This is a genomic window from Treponema vincentii, assembly GCF_010365865.1.
Taxonomy (GTDB): Bacteria; Spirochaetota; Spirochaetia; order Treponematales; family Treponemataceae; genus Treponema.
This window is the reverse complement of the sequence record NZ_CP048020.1, coordinates 2,733,848-2,750,370: the sequence shown is the minus strand read 5'-3', so window position 1 is coordinate 2,750,370 and position 16,523 is coordinate 2,733,848. Positions and strand designations below refer to the sequence as shown.

9 protein-coding genes, 3 tRNA genes and 3 rRNA genes are annotated in these 16,523 nt (G+C 45.9%); 9 read left to right on the top strand and 6 right to left on the bottom strand.

Annotated elements, in window-relative coordinates:
* Positions 1-2 precede the first annotated feature (2 nt).
* On the top strand, positions 3-1,430 hold the full coding sequence (locus GWP43_RS13065) for a xylulokinase (protein ID WP_162664512.1): 1,428 nt from the start codon (positions 3-5) through the stop codon (positions 1,428-1,430).
* Here GWP43_RS13065 and GWP43_RS13060 read toward each other — a convergent pair.
* Entirely contained in the window at positions 1,427-2,776 is a 1,350-nt protein-coding gene (locus GWP43_RS13060; protein ID WP_269138886.1) for a fructose-bisphosphatase class III, read from the bottom strand. The genes GWP43_RS13065 and GWP43_RS13060 overlap by 4 nt on opposite strands.
* On the bottom strand, positions 2,743-3,396 hold the full coding sequence (locus GWP43_RS15325) for a fructose-bisphosphatase class III (RefSeq protein ID WP_269138861.1): 654 nt from the start codon (positions 3,394-3,396) through the stop codon (positions 2,743-2,745). Before GWP43_RS15325 ends, GWP43_RS13060 begins: the two co-directional genes overlap by 34 nt.
* A 191-nt stretch (positions 3,397-3,587) precedes the next feature.
* Between GWP43_RS15325 and GWP43_RS13055 the strand changes: the two genes are divergently transcribed.
* Complete coding sequence (locus tag GWP43_RS13055; RefSeq protein ID WP_162664511.1) at positions 3,588-5,648, top strand: 4-alpha-glucanotransferase; 2,061 nt, start codon at positions 3,588-3,590, stop codon at positions 5,646-5,648.
* 68 nt (positions 5,649-5,716) lie between these two features.
* A complete protein-coding gene (gene galE, locus GWP43_RS13050) occupies positions 5,717-6,685 on the top strand; it encodes a UDP-glucose 4-epimerase GalE (RefSeq protein WP_162664510.1) in 969 nt (322 codons plus the stop codon).
* A gap of 110 nt (positions 6,686-6,795) precedes the next feature.
* On the opposite strand, the gene GWP43_RS13045 is transcribed toward galE, so the two are convergent.
* Together GWP43_RS13045 and GWP43_RS13040 are read right to left on the bottom strand one after the other, a co-directional pair.
* The gene (locus GWP43_RS13045; protein ID WP_162664509.1) at positions 6,796-7,029 is read right to left on the bottom strand and encodes a thioredoxin domain-containing protein; all 234 of its coding nucleotides are present in this window, start codon (positions 7,027-7,029) and stop codon (positions 6,796-6,798) included.
* A gap of 52 nt (positions 7,030-7,081) precedes the next feature.
* Positions 7,082-7,528, bottom strand: coding sequence for a PTS sugar transporter subunit IIA (locus GWP43_RS13040; protein WP_162664508.1), 447 nt, complete (start codon positions 7,526-7,528; stop codon positions 7,082-7,084).
* Between the two features lie 208 nt (positions 7,529-7,736).
* Between GWP43_RS13040 and GWP43_RS13035 the strand changes: the two genes are divergently transcribed.
* The 6 genes from GWP43_RS13035 to GWP43_RS13010 all read left to right on the top strand — a co-directional run bounded on the left by GWP43_RS13035 (position 7,737) and on the right by GWP43_RS13010 (position 15,210).
* Positions 7,737-7,809 (top strand) — tRNA-Ala (locus GWP43_RS13035).
* Positions 7,810-8,333: 524 nt separating this feature from the next.
* Positions 8,334-9,878, top strand: a 16S ribosomal RNA gene (locus GWP43_RS13030).
* A 102-nt stretch (positions 9,879-9,980) separates the two neighbouring features.
* A tRNA-Ala gene (locus GWP43_RS13025) sits at positions 9,981-10,054 on the top strand.
* 194 nt (positions 10,055-10,248) lie between these two features.
* Positions 10,249-13,201 (top strand): 23S ribosomal RNA (locus tag GWP43_RS13020).
* A gap of 115 nt (positions 13,202-13,316) precedes the next feature.
* Positions 13,317-13,431 (top strand): 5S ribosomal RNA (rrf, locus tag GWP43_RS13015).
* The 16S, 23S and 5S rRNA genes sit together here with 1 tRNA gene alongside, the layout of an rRNA operon.
* 243 nt (positions 13,432-13,674) lie before the next feature.
* Positions 13,675-15,210: a tetratricopeptide repeat protein gene (locus GWP43_RS13010; protein WP_230977723.1), complete on the top strand. Its 1,536-nt coding sequence runs from the start codon at positions 13,675-13,677 to the stop codon at positions 15,208-15,210.
* 163 nt (positions 15,211-15,373) lie between these two features.
* Here the strand turns inward: GWP43_RS13010 and GWP43_RS13005 are convergent.
* Positions 15,374-15,445 (bottom strand) — tRNA-Glu (locus GWP43_RS13005).
* Positions 15,446-15,582: 137 nt separating this feature from the next.
* Entirely contained in the window at positions 15,583-16,515 is a 933-nt protein-coding gene (locus GWP43_RS13000) for a DUF4097 family beta strand repeat-containing protein (RefSeq protein ID WP_162664506.1), read from the bottom strand.
* Positions 16,516-16,523 lie beyond the last annotated feature (8 nt).

The window sequence follows — 16,523 nt, the reverse complement described above, 5'->3', positions numbered from 1 at the left end:
TCATGCAAAGTGGTATTTTATGTGCCGATATCGGTACGTCGTCGCTAAAAGCAGCGTTTATTACCGAGGCCGGAACAGTACTCAAGTTTATACGCTTGCTGTTCCCTCAGCCTGTTCAGGCGGTAGACTGGGTGCAGGCCTTTTTTGCTGCATGGCATATCTTACCCGCTGATTATACGGTAGAAGCTATTTGTGTTTCCGGAAATGGTCCTTCGTTTGTTGCCGTACCTCAAAACCGCCGTGTGCCGGAAGCAAACATAAACTCTGCCGGACGCGTACCCAAGATACATATCAACGTTGACAGGCATTTATTCTCCGCGTCTCTCCCCCCCGATGATGTTATGAACGGTATTATTGATGCGGCAAAAAACGATACCCTGTTTTTATGGAATGAACCTGTGTCGCAAGGGCTTACCGTATCGGGGCAGCAGGGAGCTACTATACCGGCGCCGCAAGATGGAGCTGCATCTATCCCGCCGACGGGGCTGTCCCTTTTTTTGCCGCGGATTGCGGCTTTCCGTGCAAAGTATCCTGATGTATTCGCCGGCGCCGCGCAGCTTTTTTCCGGGCCGGAATATGTCTCTTACCTTTTAACCGGCGCGGCGGTAACCAGCCTCCCTGATCCGCGCTACGAGGCAGCATATTGGAGTAAAGAAGAGCTTTTCCGGTTTTCGGAAGCGCTGCATATCGATACGGAAAGACTAGCCGGTTTGCTGCCTCCTTTCACAGCCGCCGGTACGGTGATCGGATACTTTTGCGGTATTCCGGTTATCGCCGGTGTACCGGATTTTATCGCGGCGCTTATCGGGACGGGAACGCTGACGGCGGGTACCGCCTGCGACCGTGCCGGTTCAAGTGAGGGCATTAACGTTTGCATCTCGCAGCCGCGCCGCGCTGAAAAAACGCTGCTGCTGCCATCGGTTATGCCTGATTTGTGGAACCTTTCTTCCGTTATTCCATCATCCGGCGCAGCGTTTTCCGATTTTTTAATAGCGCACGGCTTACGCGGGAACGATTATATCGCCGCAATGGAGCGGATTGCCGCAGAACCGTTTGTGGTATCAGGTGCATATCCTGCGACCTTTGCGGGACAAGGGCGTACCTTTGTAGAGGCGCTTGCGTTCCGTATCCGGCACGGCTGTGATTTACTTGAACAGGCTTCCGGTTTTCATCCTGTGTATACCTTATCCGGCGGGCAGGCGCATAATGCTATCTGGTGCCAAATGAAGGCCGATATGACCGGCAGAACTTTCGCGCTTCCCGCTTTTGCCGACGGAGAGTTGATCGGTGATGCGGCGTTGGCATTCTACGGTCTCGGTAGGGGAGACAACCTTGCCGCTATCGCACAGCGGCTTATCCGCATCAAACGGTACTACGAACCGGAACCGACTGCTGCACAGCGGTATACGGAAAAGTATTCGCGTCGTTAATCCTGCTGTTTTAAAATGCCCTTGTTGTAGGCGCTGATCAGCATTTCCAAATTTTGGATTTTTTCCTTCATATCGGCGCCGGTGTCGGTATCTGCAACCCGCTTTCGTTCAACTAAAGTTTCGATTACCTCTTTGGTCGATTCAATGTCGAAGCCTTCGCGTAAAACTTTGTCAACGGACTCAAACGGGTGGTGGCTTATCAGCGTCATCCCATAAGAGTTATAGGTAAGCGTATAGCCTGCAATACCGGTGGTCTTTTGGTAGGCTTTTGAAAATCCGCCGTCGATGACCAAGAGCTTGCCGCCCGCTTTAATCGGACTTTCGCCTTTTACAACTTTGACCGGTGTATGCCCGTTAACGATATGAGCGTTGCCGCTTAGTCCGAACTCCTTGAGAATCCGTGCGGCAAGTGTTCCGTCATCCCGTTCCATCAGCTTATAGTACGGCGAGGACGGCTCCTTATGCGTTGCCTTATCATCGATAAAGTAGCGCTCAAAGGTGGTCATCTTCGTCTTACCGAACAGCGTCGAATCCTGATTGCACCATAAGAACCACAGAAAATCCGCATTTTGCCCGGAAAAGTAGGCTTCCCGCGCCATCTGGTCGTATTTATCCATCAGGCTTTTGCCGTAATATACGGCGCCGTCTATCTCTTTCTCCTTAAAGCTGCCGTCCTCGTTCAGCAACAGGCACGCATGGAAGAGCAGGTTATCGTTATAGCGTCGGTACATGCTCCCCTTTGCATACAAGAATCTGACATGCTGCTTGAGTTTTTCGCTTGCCATGAACGTATTGGTCAGTGTATCGATGAGGTATTGTTCTTCGTCGGTAAGCGCTGTTTGGTGCGCGGGATCGATGGTCGGGAACGAGGTGTCGTTCAGCGTGTAGGTTTTTCCTTCAATTTCAATGGTGCCCGCCGCAGGATTAAGGGTACGCAGTATCCTCCGGTGTTCCATATTATACGAAGGATGCTGCTCGATGATGTTTTCTTCAAGTTTGAATTGAATGATACTGATTGCCTTATGCATTTTTGCCAGCAGTTCCGCATCGACATCGAAGGGCTTTTTCTCGTTTACTTTCGGCATAAACCGTATACACGGATCATCCTTATACACGTGTTGTGCAAAACTCACCAGCGGCAAGAGGCTAATTCCGTATCCGTCCTCAATGGAATCGATATTGGAATAGCGGAGTGCAATCCGTATCGCTGTTGCAACACATGCACGGCATCCCGCAGCGGCGGCCCCCATCCAGAGGATATCGTGGTTGCCCCACTGGATATCAAGACTGTTCTGCGCCATCAGCGTATCCATCACCTTATGCGGGGACGGGCCGCGGTCAAAAATATCGCCGATAATATGCAGGTGATCGATGGTGCATTTTTTTTTATCACTTCGGACAGCTCGATGATGAATAAATCCGCACGTCCGTATTCCACAAGGCTTTTGATAATTTCGCTGTAATAATCCTTCTTGTTAAAGCGGTGTTCATCCTCCTGCAGCAGCTCTTCCATTATGTAAGCAAAACTTTTCGGTAGCAGTTTCCTCACCTTTGATCGTGTATACTTTGACGCTGTTGCCCGTGCCACCCGTACCAGCCGATAAATAGTTAATTCGTACCAGTTTGTAATATTGGCCTTTTTTTCCGCTTTGATTAGTTCGAGTTTTTCCTTAGGGTAGTAGATGAGCGTGGTGAGTTCTTCCAAATCGTCAATACTGACCGTTGAGCTGAGTTCCTCGGATACTTTCCGCCGGATAGCGCCCGACGCATTTTGCATCACATGATTAAACGCTTCCGCTTCCCCGTGAATATCCGTCAAAAAATGTTCGGTGCCTTTCGGTAAATTCAGGATGGCTTTTAGATTGACCACTTCTTCCACTGCGGTAGTAACATTGGGAAATGAGCGGGAGAGTAAATCCAAATACTTTATATTGTGTCGGAGAGTTTCTGCCGGTACGTTTTTCATATATCTTTCCTTTATAGAGCATTATAGGGAGATTTCCAAAAATCGGCGGATTTTGAAGTTTCTCTCTACACGGTAATACGCATACGTCGTTTTGTCAAATGAAATGATATTAATTGTATTGATTGCTATTCCCCTCTATCTAACTTTACGTTTTTGGTCTATGATAGCCTCAGTTGACTAGGAGGATTGAGATGAAATGTTCACCGCTTAATCAGGCTTTATGCGGGGCTGCCGTACCGGTTTCCGCTTTGTACAGTCAAAAAAGTTGCGGCGTCGGCGAATTTTCCGACCTCATTCCTTTTGCAGACTTTTGCAAAAAAGTAGGACTGCGCATTATTCAACTTTTACCCGTCAATGATACAGGCACCGACAGTTCCCCATATAATGCTCTTTCGGCTTTTGCATTGCATCCGCTCTACATCTGCTTGGATGATATACCGGAAGCACATAGCTTCAAGGCTGAGATTAAAAAAATATGCACTGCCTTTAGACCGCACACTCCGGCGGAGCATTTTCGGTACCGGGATATACTTCACGAAAAAAATGTACTGCTGCATGCTGTATTTAATAAGGCTGAATCACAGATTATTGCGGATTCTCAGACCGGTGAGCTTGCGGAATGGATAAAGGCAAATCCGTGGATAATCGAATATGCAGTGTTTAAAAATATCAAGAGGCAAAACTATCACGCTTCGTGGAAGGACTGGAAAGAATGTGCCGATATGCGTTCTCCTTCAACGGCGAAAATCACTGCTGCATGGAACGATTCTGTCTTGAAACGAGAACATCTGTTCTATGCGTGGGTACAAATGCATCTGCATAAACAATTGTTAAAAGCCATTGCCTATTGTGCCGATAACGGGATTTCGGTAAAAGGCGATATTCCGATTTTGATGAACGAAGATTCCGTAGAGGTGTGGGCACATCCCGAATATTTCCGCGGTGATCTCCGTGCGGGCAGTCCTCCTGATGGGGATAATCCTACGGGACAAAATTGGGGGTTCCCCATTTATAACTGGGTAAATTTGAAAGTAACCGGCTACCGTTGGTGGAAGGAACGGCTCGCCCATGCATCGCAGTATTATCATGCGTACCGGCTTGATCATATCTTAGGTTTTTTTAGAATTTGGGCTATTCCCGAAGGGGAAACAACAGGGCTTTTGGGAAAACCCATCCCTTATGCGGAAATTACAATGAAAGATTTAAGAAAAGCAGGTTTTTCCCAAGAACGTATTCGATGGATGGCAGAGCCGCATATCAATACCGATATCGTTCAAACTGCGGTGAACGGCGACTATTTGTATGCGCATGGGTTATTGTATAAAGTTGCCGATAGAGTCGGTACGGAAGAGCTCTGGCTTTTTAAAGATGAAATACAAAGCGAAGTGGATATACGTCGTTGCGGGCTGCCGCCGGAAGTAGAAACAGCTTTGCGGCAAAAATGGACTGACCGTATGCTTGTAAAAGCCGGAAAAGACTTACGGGGAACAGTTGTGTATACTGCGGCATATCTATACCGGAATACAACCGCATGGGGAACGCTATCGGAGGACGAACAAAGACGATTTTCATTGTTGGTCGAAGAGAAAGAAACAGAGCAAAACAAACTGTGGGCAGTGCAGGCAGAAGATATTTTGTCGGAATTATGTGCTTCCGTCGATATGCAGCCATGCGCCGAAGATTTGGGCTCGAAACCTGCGGCATTGCCGGAAATTCTGGGAAAATTACATATTTTGAGCCTGCGGGTATTCCGCTGGGAACGTGAATGGAAAAAGGACGGTGCTCCTTTTATTCCGCTGTGCGACTATCCTCAAGAAGCGGTTGCGGTAACTTCCGTGCATGATTCTTCGACACTGCGGGAATGGTGGGAGGAAGAATTGTCTTATGCAGATATGCTTTCGTTCTTTAATGCTCTGCGTATTGATGGTAATATACGGAGAGCCCTGTGTCCTATCGACGGGAAAAAGCCGACCTATACGGCGGACTTAGCTGCAGCCTTATTGAGCGCTTTAGTCAAAGTTCCGTCGGTTTTCGCTATCTTTCCCATACAAGATTGGTTGGGACTCATGATTGATGAAATACATACGGTCAAGCCGCAGGATGAGCGGATTAACATCCCCGGTACGGTCAGTGATTCGAACTGGACATACCGACTGTCGTTTCCGATAGAAACTTTAAGCAAGGATAAAGAATTGATAAAACGATTGCGGAGTATAACGGCATTACGGAATCCGCCGAAGAAAAACCTCTAAAATCTACAGCTTTTTGGAGGTTTCATATATATAGCGCTCAAATAGAGCGGATTTATAAGAGGATTATTATGCGTGTATTGGTTATCGGTGGAGCCGGATATATCGGCAGCCACGTAGTTAAAGCGATGCTGGAAGCCGGGCATTCAGTTACGGTATTCGACAATTTATCGACGGGACAATTATGCAATATTTTCCCGGGTACGGAATTTATTGCAGGAGATACCCGACACAGTGACGATATTGATGCAGCTTTTGCCCGCGGATTTGACGGGGCTGTATACTTAGCTGCATTTAAAGCGGTGGGGGAATCGATGGTTACCCCTGAAAAATACTCCATCAATAATATTTCGGCAACGATGAACATTTTAAATGCCGCGGTTAAGCATGGGTGCCTCCGCTTTGTGTTTTCGTCATCGGCAGCCGTCTACGGCTCGCCGGAATATCTACCAATTGACGAAAAGCATCCGAAAAATCCTGAAAGTTATTATGGGTTTACCAAGCTCAAAACCGAAGAGTTTTTGCAGTGGTATGACCGGCTCAAGGGGTTCAAGTTTGCATCGTTGCGGTACTTTAATGCCGCAGGCTATGATCCGGAGGGTGCTGTTAAGGGGCTTGAGCGGAATCCGCAAAACCTTTTGCCGATTATTATGGAGGTCGCTGCCGGTATGCGGAAAGAACTTCAGATTTTCGGCAATGATTATCCTACACGCGACGGCACTTGTATCCGTGATTATGTACATGTCAGTGACCTTGCGAAAGCGCATACCGACGCGCTGCACTATATCGATAAAACCGACAACAGCCTTATCGTCAATCTCGGCAGCGAAGTTGGCATTACTGTCAGCGAAATGCTTACCTCAGCGCGCTCTATTACCGGAAAGGCAATACCCGCACGCTTTGTCGGCCGCCGTGCCGGAGACCCCGCCGAGCTTTATGCAACATCTCAGCATGCCCGCGAAACGATAGGCTGGAATCCGAAATACTCCGATATCAAAACATTGATTGAATCAACTTGGAATATGTATAAAAATCTTTAAATACGGTGCGGCACTTTTGCTTGTAAAGCAGAGAAAATATAGCCATATATTAAAAGAAAACCTCTCGGAATAATGCTTCCGAGAGGTTTTTAAATTAAGTTTGCAGAAATTTAAGAAAAGAACTTTTCAAGTTCGCTCATATCGGTAGTCTTTAACAAATCCTTTCCGTCTTCATCAAGTACGACAACCATCGGAGCTGCAGATACGCCATGCGCACCCATAAAGCTTTTTCCTTCATCGGATGCAGCATCCATAACCTTCTTATCGACATCAGGCAGCCCATTGCAGTATGTCTTTAGTTTTTCACTTACATCGTCTCCTGTTGTTAATACATTTACAAGCATAAAACCTCCTCATGCTTTGTTAGTTTAAGTGCATTTGCTCCAGTCGTGTACACTATTCGGTCAAGATACGGATAATATCGGACTTGTCAGTTGCATTCAATATTTCTTGCCGTTTTTCGGCACTCTTGAACAGCAGACTGACTTCTGCCAAGAACTGCAAGTGCGATCCTGTTTTGTCAATCGGTGAAAGTGTCATAATAAAAATACGGCATGGCTCTTGATCCAGTGAATCGAAATCGACCGGATGATCCGAAATGCCGATACAGGCAACGAGATCGTTAACCGAATCGGTCTTTCCGTGCGGGATTGCAATACCATGCTTCATTCCCGTAGACATTTTTCGTTCACGATCTAATACGCAAGCGCGGGCGACGGCTTTATCTTTTACTTTTCCTGCCTGAACAAGCATTTCAAGTAATTCATCAATAATTTCCTCTTTAGAGGTTCCTTTTAAATGGAGATTGACAGTTTCAGGTGTCAAAACGGTTTTCAAGTTCATATGTTTAGTGTACGGGACTTTGCTGGAAAAGTCAAGGATTATATTTTGTATTTTTATACCTTTAGGCAGCTCTAGAAACCGAGGTCTTTAGGGGTATTTCTTTATAATATAACGTGCCACATTGTTTTAATAGTACATAAAAATTTTTCGTATGTCCTAAAAAGCACTTGCTCAATTTATCTAAAAACTATATACTCAATACCGCTTTGGGGAATTAGCTCAGGTGGTAGAGCGATTGGTTCGCAATCAATAGGTCAGGGGTTCGAATCCCCTATTCTCCATAGTTTTATTCCTTTCTATAATAATTTATATTGCAATTAATTCTTGAAGGAATTTTTCTCAAAACGGCTTAGTGGTTTGGTGAGAAATTTGCCTATAGTGTTTTCATATTGTGGGCATTGCATGTTCGTGAGTTTGTCGCCGTTCTCTTGCGTTCTTTAACTCGGTCTTGACTTAAAAAAATAAAAATAAAAAAGAACAAAAGGTACTTGACAAAACGAATGGTTTTTTGATATATTCTTTTTCGCTTGCTGCGATGCCAAGGCGAAGCGCAGTTAAGCAAACTGGTCTTTGAAATTAAAGGGAAGGGAAAGAAGAAAAAGCCAAAGAGTGAAAAATCTTTGGTAAGGAAATAAGCGTAGAACAAAGAATTGAGAGAGAAAGAGGGTGTGCGGGGTGATGAATAATTGCTGTGCATTGTTATTTTTTTTCTTTCTCATAAAGGTCAACGTTCCTAAAATAAAAGAAACGGGACTTGCTTTCAAAATTATTGAGATCAGACGCCCTTCGGGGTGTTTGAAATAAAATAATGGAGAGTTTGATCCTGGCTCAGAACGAACGCTGGCGGCGCGTCTTAAGCATGCAAGTCGAACGGCAAGAGAGGAGCTTGCTTCTCTCCTAGAGTGGCGGACTGGTGAGGAACACGTGGGTAATCTACCCTTAAGATGGGGATAGCTGCTAGAAATAGCAGGTAATACCGAATACACTCGGCATATCACAAGAGATGTTGAGGAAAGGAAGCTACGGCTTCGCTTGAGGATGAGCTTGCGTCCCATTAGCTAGTTGGTGAGGTAAAGGCCCACCAAGGCGACGATGGGTATCCGGCCTGAGAGGGTGAACGGACACATTGGGACTGAGATACGGCCCAAACTCCTACGGGAGGCAGCAGCTAAGAATATTCCGCAATGGACGGAAGTCTGACGGAGCGACGCCGCGTGGATGAAGAAGGCTGAAAAGTTGTAAAATCCTTTGTTGATGAAGAATAAGGGTGAGAGGGAATGCTCATCTGATGACGGTAATCGACGAATAAGCCCCGGCTAATTACGTGCCAGCAGCCGCGGTAACACGTAAGGGGCGAGCGTTGTTCGGAATTATTGGGCGTAAAGGGCATGTAGGCGGCTATGTAAGCCTGATGTGAAATCCTGGGGCTTAACCCTAGAATAGCATTGGGTACTGTATAGCTTGAATTACGGAAGGGAAACTGGAATTCCAAGTGTAGGGGTGGAATCTGTAGATATTTGGAAGAACACCGGTGGCGAAGGCGGGTTTCTGGCCGATAATTGACGCTGAGATGCGAAAGTGTGGGGATCGAACAGGATTAGATACCCTGGTAGTCCACACTGTAAACGATGTACACTAGGTGTTGGGGCAAGAGCTTCAGTGCCAAAGCAAACGCGATAAGTGTACCGCCTGGGGAGTATGCCCGCAAGGGTGAAACTCAAAGGAATTGACGGGGACCCGCACAAGCGGTGGAGCATGTGGTTTAATTCGATGGTACGCGAGGAACCTTACCTGGGTTTGACATCTAGTAGAAGGTCTTAGAGATAAGGCCGGGTAGCAATACCCTGCTAGACAGGTGCTGCATGGCTGTCGTCAGCTCGTGCCGTGAGGTGTTGGGTTAAGTCCCGCAACGAGCGCAACCCCTACTGCCAGTTACTAACAGGTAAAGCTTGAGGACTCTGGCGGAACTGCCGATGACAAATCGGAGGAAGGTGGGGATGACGTCAAGTCATCATACCTTATGTCCAGGGCTACACGTGCTACAATGGTTGCTACAAAGCGAAGCGAGACCGTAAGGTGGAGCAAACCGCAAAAAAGCAATCGTAGTTCGGATTGAAGTCTGAAACTCGACTTCATGAAGTTGGAATCGCTAGTAATCGCGCATCAGCACGGCGCGGTGAATACGTTCCCGGGCCTTGTACACACCGCCCGTCACACCATCCGAGTTGGGGGTACCCGAAGTCGCTTGTCTAACCTGCAAAGGAGGACGGTGCCGAAGGTACGCTTGGTAAGGAGGGTGAAGTCGTAACAAGGTAGCCGTACCGGAAGGTGCGGCTGGATCACCTCCTTTCTTAGAGAAAGGTAAATACTAAATGCTTTGTAAGTTGTACACAAAGCGTCCGCTTATCTCCTCTTCTTTCTCTCCCTTTTTTATATTTTTGGTTTGTAGTAAGGGGATATAGCTCAGCTGGCTAGAGCGGCGGCTTTGCAAGCCGTAGGTCAGGGGTTCGAATCCCCTTATCTCCAAAATTGTGCAGTGTAAATAATTTTGCTGCGCGGAAAGATCTTTGAAAAGCTAGGGAAGGGAAAGAAAGAATGCTTGAAGGTGAATTTTCTTTATTTAAAGTAAAGGGATGAACTGGAGAGTGAAAAATAAGGTGAAAAGAAAAATTCTTGACGGTTATTGAATAGATGATCGTTTTAAGAAGAGAACATAATATGGTCAAGCGAAGAATAGGTTTATGGTGGATGTCTTGGAGCCAACCGGCGAAGAAGGCCGTGATAAGCTGCGAAAAGCTTCGGGGAGGAGCACATATCCTGTGATCCGGAGATAGCCGAATGGGGTAACCCGATAGGAGTGATTCTATCATTACACTCTTGAATAAAATAGAGAGGTAAAGCAATACTGAGTGAACTGAACCATCTAAGTAACTCAAGGAAAAGACATCAAAAGAGATTCCGAAAGTAGTGGCGAGCGAAATTGAAGAGCCCAAACCCGTTAAACGGGGGTTGTAGGGCTGCACGGGCTTACGTACAGCAAGTGATAAAGCGAATGTATAGCGGAAAGGTTTTGGGAAAGCCTGACAGAGAGGGTGAAATCCCCGTACGCGAAATACAGTCGTCTTGCCGGTGCAGTACCTGAGTACGGCGGGACACGAGAAATCCTGTCGGAATCCGGGTCGACCACGATCCAAGGCTAAATACGAGTTGGCTACCGATAGCGGACAAGTACCGTGAGGGAAAGATGAAAAGAACCCCGGTGAGGGTGAAATAGAACCTGAAACCATAAACCGACAAGATGTTACAGCCCTTTATGGGTGGTAGCGTGCCTTTTGTAGAATGAGCCTGCGAGTTACGGTATGCAGCGAGGTTAAGGAATAGAAGTTCCGGAGCCGGAGGGAAACCGAGTCTGAAAAGGGCGAAGTAAGAGTTGCATGTCGTAGACCCGAAGCCAGAGTGATCTAGTCATGAGCAGGTTGAAGCAGCGGTAAAACGCTGTGGAGGACCGAACTACAATCTGTTAAAAAAGGTTTGGATGACTTGTGACTAGGAGTGAAAGGCTAAACAAACCTGGAAATAGCTGGTTCTCCCCGAAATGCCTTTAGGGACAGCCTTATACAAAATTACCGGAGGTAAAGCACTGGATGGACTAGGGGGCTTCACCGCCTACCAAACCCAATCAAACTCTGAATGCCGGTAATCAACGTATAGGAGTGAGACTGCGTGCGACAAGGTTCGTAGTCAAAAGGGAAACAGCCCAGACCGTCAGCTAAGGTCCCGAAATACTGCTTGAGTGTGAAATGAAGTGTGGATACCTAGACAGCCAGGAGGTTGGCTTAGAAGCAGCCATTCCTTAAAAGAGTGCGTAATAGCTCACTGGTCGAGTATACATGCGCAGATAATGTAACGGGGCTAAGCAGTATACCGAAGCTACGGGTCTTATGCATTAAAAGCATAAGGCGGTAGGGGAGCATTCCATGGACTGATGAAGGTGTACCTGACAGGGCACTGGAGGGATGGAAGAGAGAATGCAGGTATAAGTACACGAAAAGAAAGGTGAGATTCCTTTCCGCCGAAAACCTCAGGTTTCCTGGGTAAAGGTCATCTGCCCAGGGTTAGTCGGCTCCTAAGGCGAGGGCGAAAGCCGTAGTCGATGGGAAATCGGTTCATATTCCGATACCTTTTATAATTTCGATGGCAGGACGCATGAGGCGACCCCCGGCCGGAGAACGGTTGTTCCGGTCGAAGTATTTAAGCCGTTATGAAGGATGGTAGGTAAATCCGCTATCCAAGGTGAGAAGCGACAGCGAGTGGATCGATGAGAGAAGCGAAGCGGGGTAAGTCATGGTGCCGGGAAATACTGTCTAAGGCTAGGTTATAAAAGACCGTACCGTAAACCGACACAGGTAGGTAGGATGAGAAATCTAAGGCGCTCGAGAGAACTCGCGTTAAGGAACTCGGCAAAATGCACACGTAACTTAGGGAAAAGTGTGGCCTCTGTTTAGTAATGAGTGGAGGTAGCATAAAGCATACCAGGCGACTGTTTATCAAAACACAGCCATCTGCGAATCAGTAATGAGACGTATAGGTGGTGACACCTGCCCGGTGCCGGAAGGTTAAGAGGAGCGGTGAGCAGTAATGCGAAGCTGTTAATTGAAGCCCGGTAAACGGCGGCCGTAACTATAACTATCCTAAGGTAGCGAAATTCCTTGTCGGGTAAGTTCCGACCCGCACGAATGGTGTAACGTATCTGGGCACTGTCTCAACGCGAGGCTCGGTGAAATTTATATACCGGTAAAGAAGCCGGTTACCCATAGTTAGACGGAAAGACCCCGTGAACCTTCACCGTAACTTACTATTGGGACTTGGTTTATCATGTGTAGAATAGGTGGGAAACAGTGAAACTTGCTCGTTAGGGTGAGTGGAGTTGCCAAGTGAAATACCACCCTTGATGAATTAGGTTTCTAACCCGTTCCGTGAAGCCGGAATGGGAACAGTGGTAGGCAGGCGGTTTGACTGGGGCGGTCGCCTCCTAAAATGTAACGGAGGTGCGCGAAGGTCTCCTCACGTCGGTTGGAAATCGACGCAGTGAGTGTAAAGGCACAAGGAGGCTTAACTGCAAGAGTGACAGCTCAAGCAGATACGAAAGTAGGTCTTAGTGATCTGGCGGTCGCGAGTGGAAGCGCCGTCACTTAACGGATAAAAGGTACCCGGGGATAACAGGCTGATTTTCCCCAAGAGTTCACATCGACGGGAAAGTTTGGCACCTCGATGTCGGCTCATCGCATCCTGGGGCTGAAGTAGGTCCCAAGGGTTTGGCTGTTCGCCAATTAAAGCGGTACGTGAGCTGGGTTCAGAACGTCGCGAGACAGTTCGATCCCTATCTGCTATGGGCGTTGGATATGTGAGAGGGCTGCTTTTAGTACGAGAGATGAAGTGGACGAACCTCTGGTGTACCAGTTATCCTGCCAAGGGTAAGTGCTGGGTAGCTATCGTTCGGAAGGGATAACCGCTGAAGGCATCTAAGCGGGAAGCCCACCTCAAGATTACATATCCCTCGGGGTTTAACCCCGCTAAAGACTCCTTGCACACTACAAGGTTGATAGGTTGCAGGTCTAAGCACAGTAATGTGTTCTAGCCGAGCAATACTAATAAGTCGTGAGGCTTGACCATATTATCTTCTCTTCTTTATTCTCTTTTATTTACTTTCTTTCCTGTCGCTTATCAATAATAAAGCGCTTCCCTTTATTTAATAAATTTCGTTTCTTTTTTATTTCGTCTTTTATTGCCCGGTTGCCATAGTGGAGAGGTCATACCCGTTCCCATCCCGAACACGGAAGTCAAGCTCTCATTACGCCGATGATACTGCTCATCCAGAGTGGGAAAGTAGGTAGCTGCCGGGCTTTTTTTTACTCCTCTGAGTGGGATAAAGGTAGGTATTGATGATGTTGTTTCCTCGCCCTATCTCAAAATATTGTGTATTGCATTTATTATTTCCGATTCTTCTCTTTATATCATGTGCTACGGCAAGAAATAATACTCATACTGATTCTATATCTGGACAGACTGTTTCGGCCACTATCCTGCCATTACCTTCTGCCGCTGATTTGGCATCAAACCGTATCGACTCACAGGTTCAAACTGATATGGAAATAGCTTCGCCGGCAAGCATTCGTAGTGCCGTAACCCGTGTATATGCGACTTCTCAAGGTTTAATGAAGGAAAAACAATTGCAATTGACATTGGCTACCCGGTTGATGCGCCTTTTATATCCGCTCGAGTCTATCGATTGGAATACTCCGAATTATCAACAAGCTGACCCGTATCTTGATGCATTGGATCAAATTGAGAAAAGCAATTATCCACAAAACCTTGGAACAAATACGTTTTTCGATGCGGTTATTCCGGCAATGATTTTGATAAAGGGTGTCGGGGGGGAGGAATACGCTACTGTATTGGAAAAACGTCTCTTTATTGCAAGAGGCTTAAATCCTTCTTCTGTATTGCCCCCTTATCTTTTAGGGCTTTTATATGAGCAGCTTGGTAGGCTTTCAGATGCAGAGAATTACTATCAGATGGCATGGGCGCAAGATGAGAGCTGCTATCCGGCCGGTATGCGCTTTGCTTATTTAGCCCTCTTTAGTAATAACATTGAAACATCATATAAAATTGCTGAAAGATTGTATACTCGTTATCCTGATGCTGTAATAATTCGACTATTACTTGCCGAAACATATCTTGACAAAAGGAATTTTGAAAAAGCTGAGGAACTTGTTTCCGCGGTCATCAAAAAAGATAATGATTTTGGGCGTGCCTTCTTTTTGCAAGTCCGGCTATATGTAGAAAAAAAAGAATATTTAGCTGCAAATACTCTGCTTGATGAGTTTGCCAAACAAAATAAGGTTGATAAGGCTTACCTTCTGTTGCGGAGCCGTGTATTACTCGAATGGAGTAAGAATATTGTCGATGCAAAACAATGCCTTGAAAAGGCTGACTCTCTTTATCCGCAATCTCCTGATGTTATTCTCGCTTGTGCAAATTTTTGCTTTGAAACAAAAAATACCGTTAACGGGAAGACTACGAATGATTTTCTCAGTGTACTTTTAAAACAAAATCCGCGTAATATTCTTGCAATCCGCCTTTTGGTCAAAGAAGATATAGCTGAAAAACGATGGGGAAACGCCTTTGAACGCGCACAGTATCTATATAATAATAATCCTTCTGAGCAAGATATCGTGTTATATGCCCGTGTCTGCGCAGGGATGAATAACTGGGAAGAAGCGATGAATACGGCGCAAGCTGCATATATGGCTGCCGCCCAAAAGCGGCCTTCTGACGAAATTATCGCGTTGTATTTACAGGTTCTTTACGGTGCAAAAAAATACGGTACGCTTAGGCAAGTTATTAACCGCCATCTCAGTGATGCTCGATCTGCCTTAAAGTCAATTTTAATTTATTATCAAGCATTACTTGCGCCCAGCGATGAGGAGAAACTGACCCTCTTACGGTCGAGTCTTTTGTCCGATCCGCGTAGCTCGTTGACGCTCTTTGCTCTATATGAGTGGTATTTTAAGCATAAGGATTATCGCAAAGCATATTATTATTTGCAGCAAGTTATTGCGCTTGATCCTTATAATAAAACGTATCTTCAGCTTGCTGAAAAATTGGAAAGGCTTCAGTAAAAATGTAAGCGCATAATGCCGTGATTTAGTAGATTTTTTTAGCGATGAAGTGGGGCGCTAGCTGAAAAAAGGTTTTTCAGTATGAGATTGAGCGAGAAGTAAGCTGACTGTCTGGAAAATAAAAAGCCTGAAATAAACCGCGCTGTTTATTTCAGGCTTTAACCATCTCCTAGGGGAATTGAACCCCTGTTGTCGGGATGAAAACCCGATGTCCTAACCACTAGACGAAGGAGACATTAGTATTCATTGCTCAACAATGAGATATATTTATATCTCAAAAAAACATTATTGTCAAGTAGCTCTTTTTTATTTTTTATTCTATCGGAAAATTCAAAAACAGCAGGATGCGTTTCTGCTTTCGTATATATAACGTTATTCGGTAAAATTGATATTGACTTCCCCTATACCGGCTTTAACACGGATGGTATGCAGCGCATTTTGATTGTTGATACGGAATGTGGAGTCGATCCCTGTCGCACTGCGTCCGTCTATCAGTATCGAACCGATCCCTGAGGTAGCATTGATCAAATAATCGTCTTTTTTTCCATTTATGCGCATGTCTATTTCGCCGATTCCTGCGTTAATTTCAAGTTTCGTAAAAATTCTGCCGTCAAAGACGGTCTCTCCGATGCCGGTGTTCATCACAGTATCCGTAAAACTACAATTGTGAAAGACTGTTTCTCCTACGCCTGTTTCGATGTTTACATTTGAGGCGGTAATATTTTTGACGTCTACTTTACCTGCTCCGCTATTCAATTTAAACCGTTGATTTGCAGTAAAACCGTCAAGTATCAGTAAGCCAGCCCCGATATTGATGTTAGCGGTATCAAACAGTGTATTTTGAGGTATCTTAACCGTGATGGCTGTTTTAGAACGTCCCAGCCTGTCGCCTTTCCATCCGAATGGCCAACTCCATGTGTGGTTCTTTTTTGTGCTGATTACTAAGGTGTCGCCGTCAATTTGTACGGAAGCTCCGATCCTTTTTGTGTTATTTGTGATGCTGTAGGCAATGGATTGCTTATCATGCGGTTCAATTCGCAGCGCGGCATAAGAAACATCCGCTTTTAGCTGTTTTAGAACGGAAGCATCAGATATGAGCTGTGTTTCATTCGTATGTGTCGATAGGGCACTACTTGTATTTTCGTTATCCATACTCAATTCCTCCTTGTCCATACACCATCCCTCATCGAGATAACCATTGTCGTAGAAGGTCTTTTTCACGTTGCCACCCATCAGAATTCCAATAATGATGAGGAGTCCTCCAATTCCAATAATTGTAAATACCGTTCTTATTCTTCTTTTCATCGATATAA

Bases quoted from the DNA above. Each gene is read 5' to 3' on its own strand.
- GWP43_RS13065 (WP_162664512.1), top strand. From the start codon at position 3: ATGCAAAGTGGTATTTTATGTGCCGATATCGGTACGTCGTCGCTAAAA.
- GWP43_RS15325 (WP_269138861.1), bottom strand. From the start codon at position 3,396: ATGAAAAACGTACCGGCAGAAACTCTCCGACACAATATAAAGTATTTG.
- GWP43_RS13055 (WP_162664511.1), top strand. From the start codon at position 3,588: ATGAAATGTTCACCGCTTAATCAGGCTTTATGCGGGGCTGCCGTACCG.
- galE (WP_162664510.1), top strand. From the start codon at position 5,717: ATGCGTGTATTGGTTATCGGTGGAGCCGGATATATCGGCAGCCACGTA.
- GWP43_RS13045 (WP_162664509.1), bottom strand. From the start codon at position 7,029: ATGCTTGTAAATGTATTAACAACAGGAGACGATGTAAGTGAAAAACTA.
- GWP43_RS13040 (WP_162664508.1), bottom strand. From the start codon at position 7,528: ATGAACTTGAAAACCGTTTTGACACCTGAAACTGTCAATCTCCATTTA.
- GWP43_RS13010 (WP_230977723.1), top strand. From the start codon at position 13,675: ATGGAAATAGCTTCGCCGGCAAGCATTCGTAGTGCCGTAACCCGTGTA.
- GWP43_RS13000 (WP_162664506.1), bottom strand. From the start codon at position 16,515: ATGAAAAGAAGAATAAGAACGGTATTTACAATTATTGGAATTGGAGGA.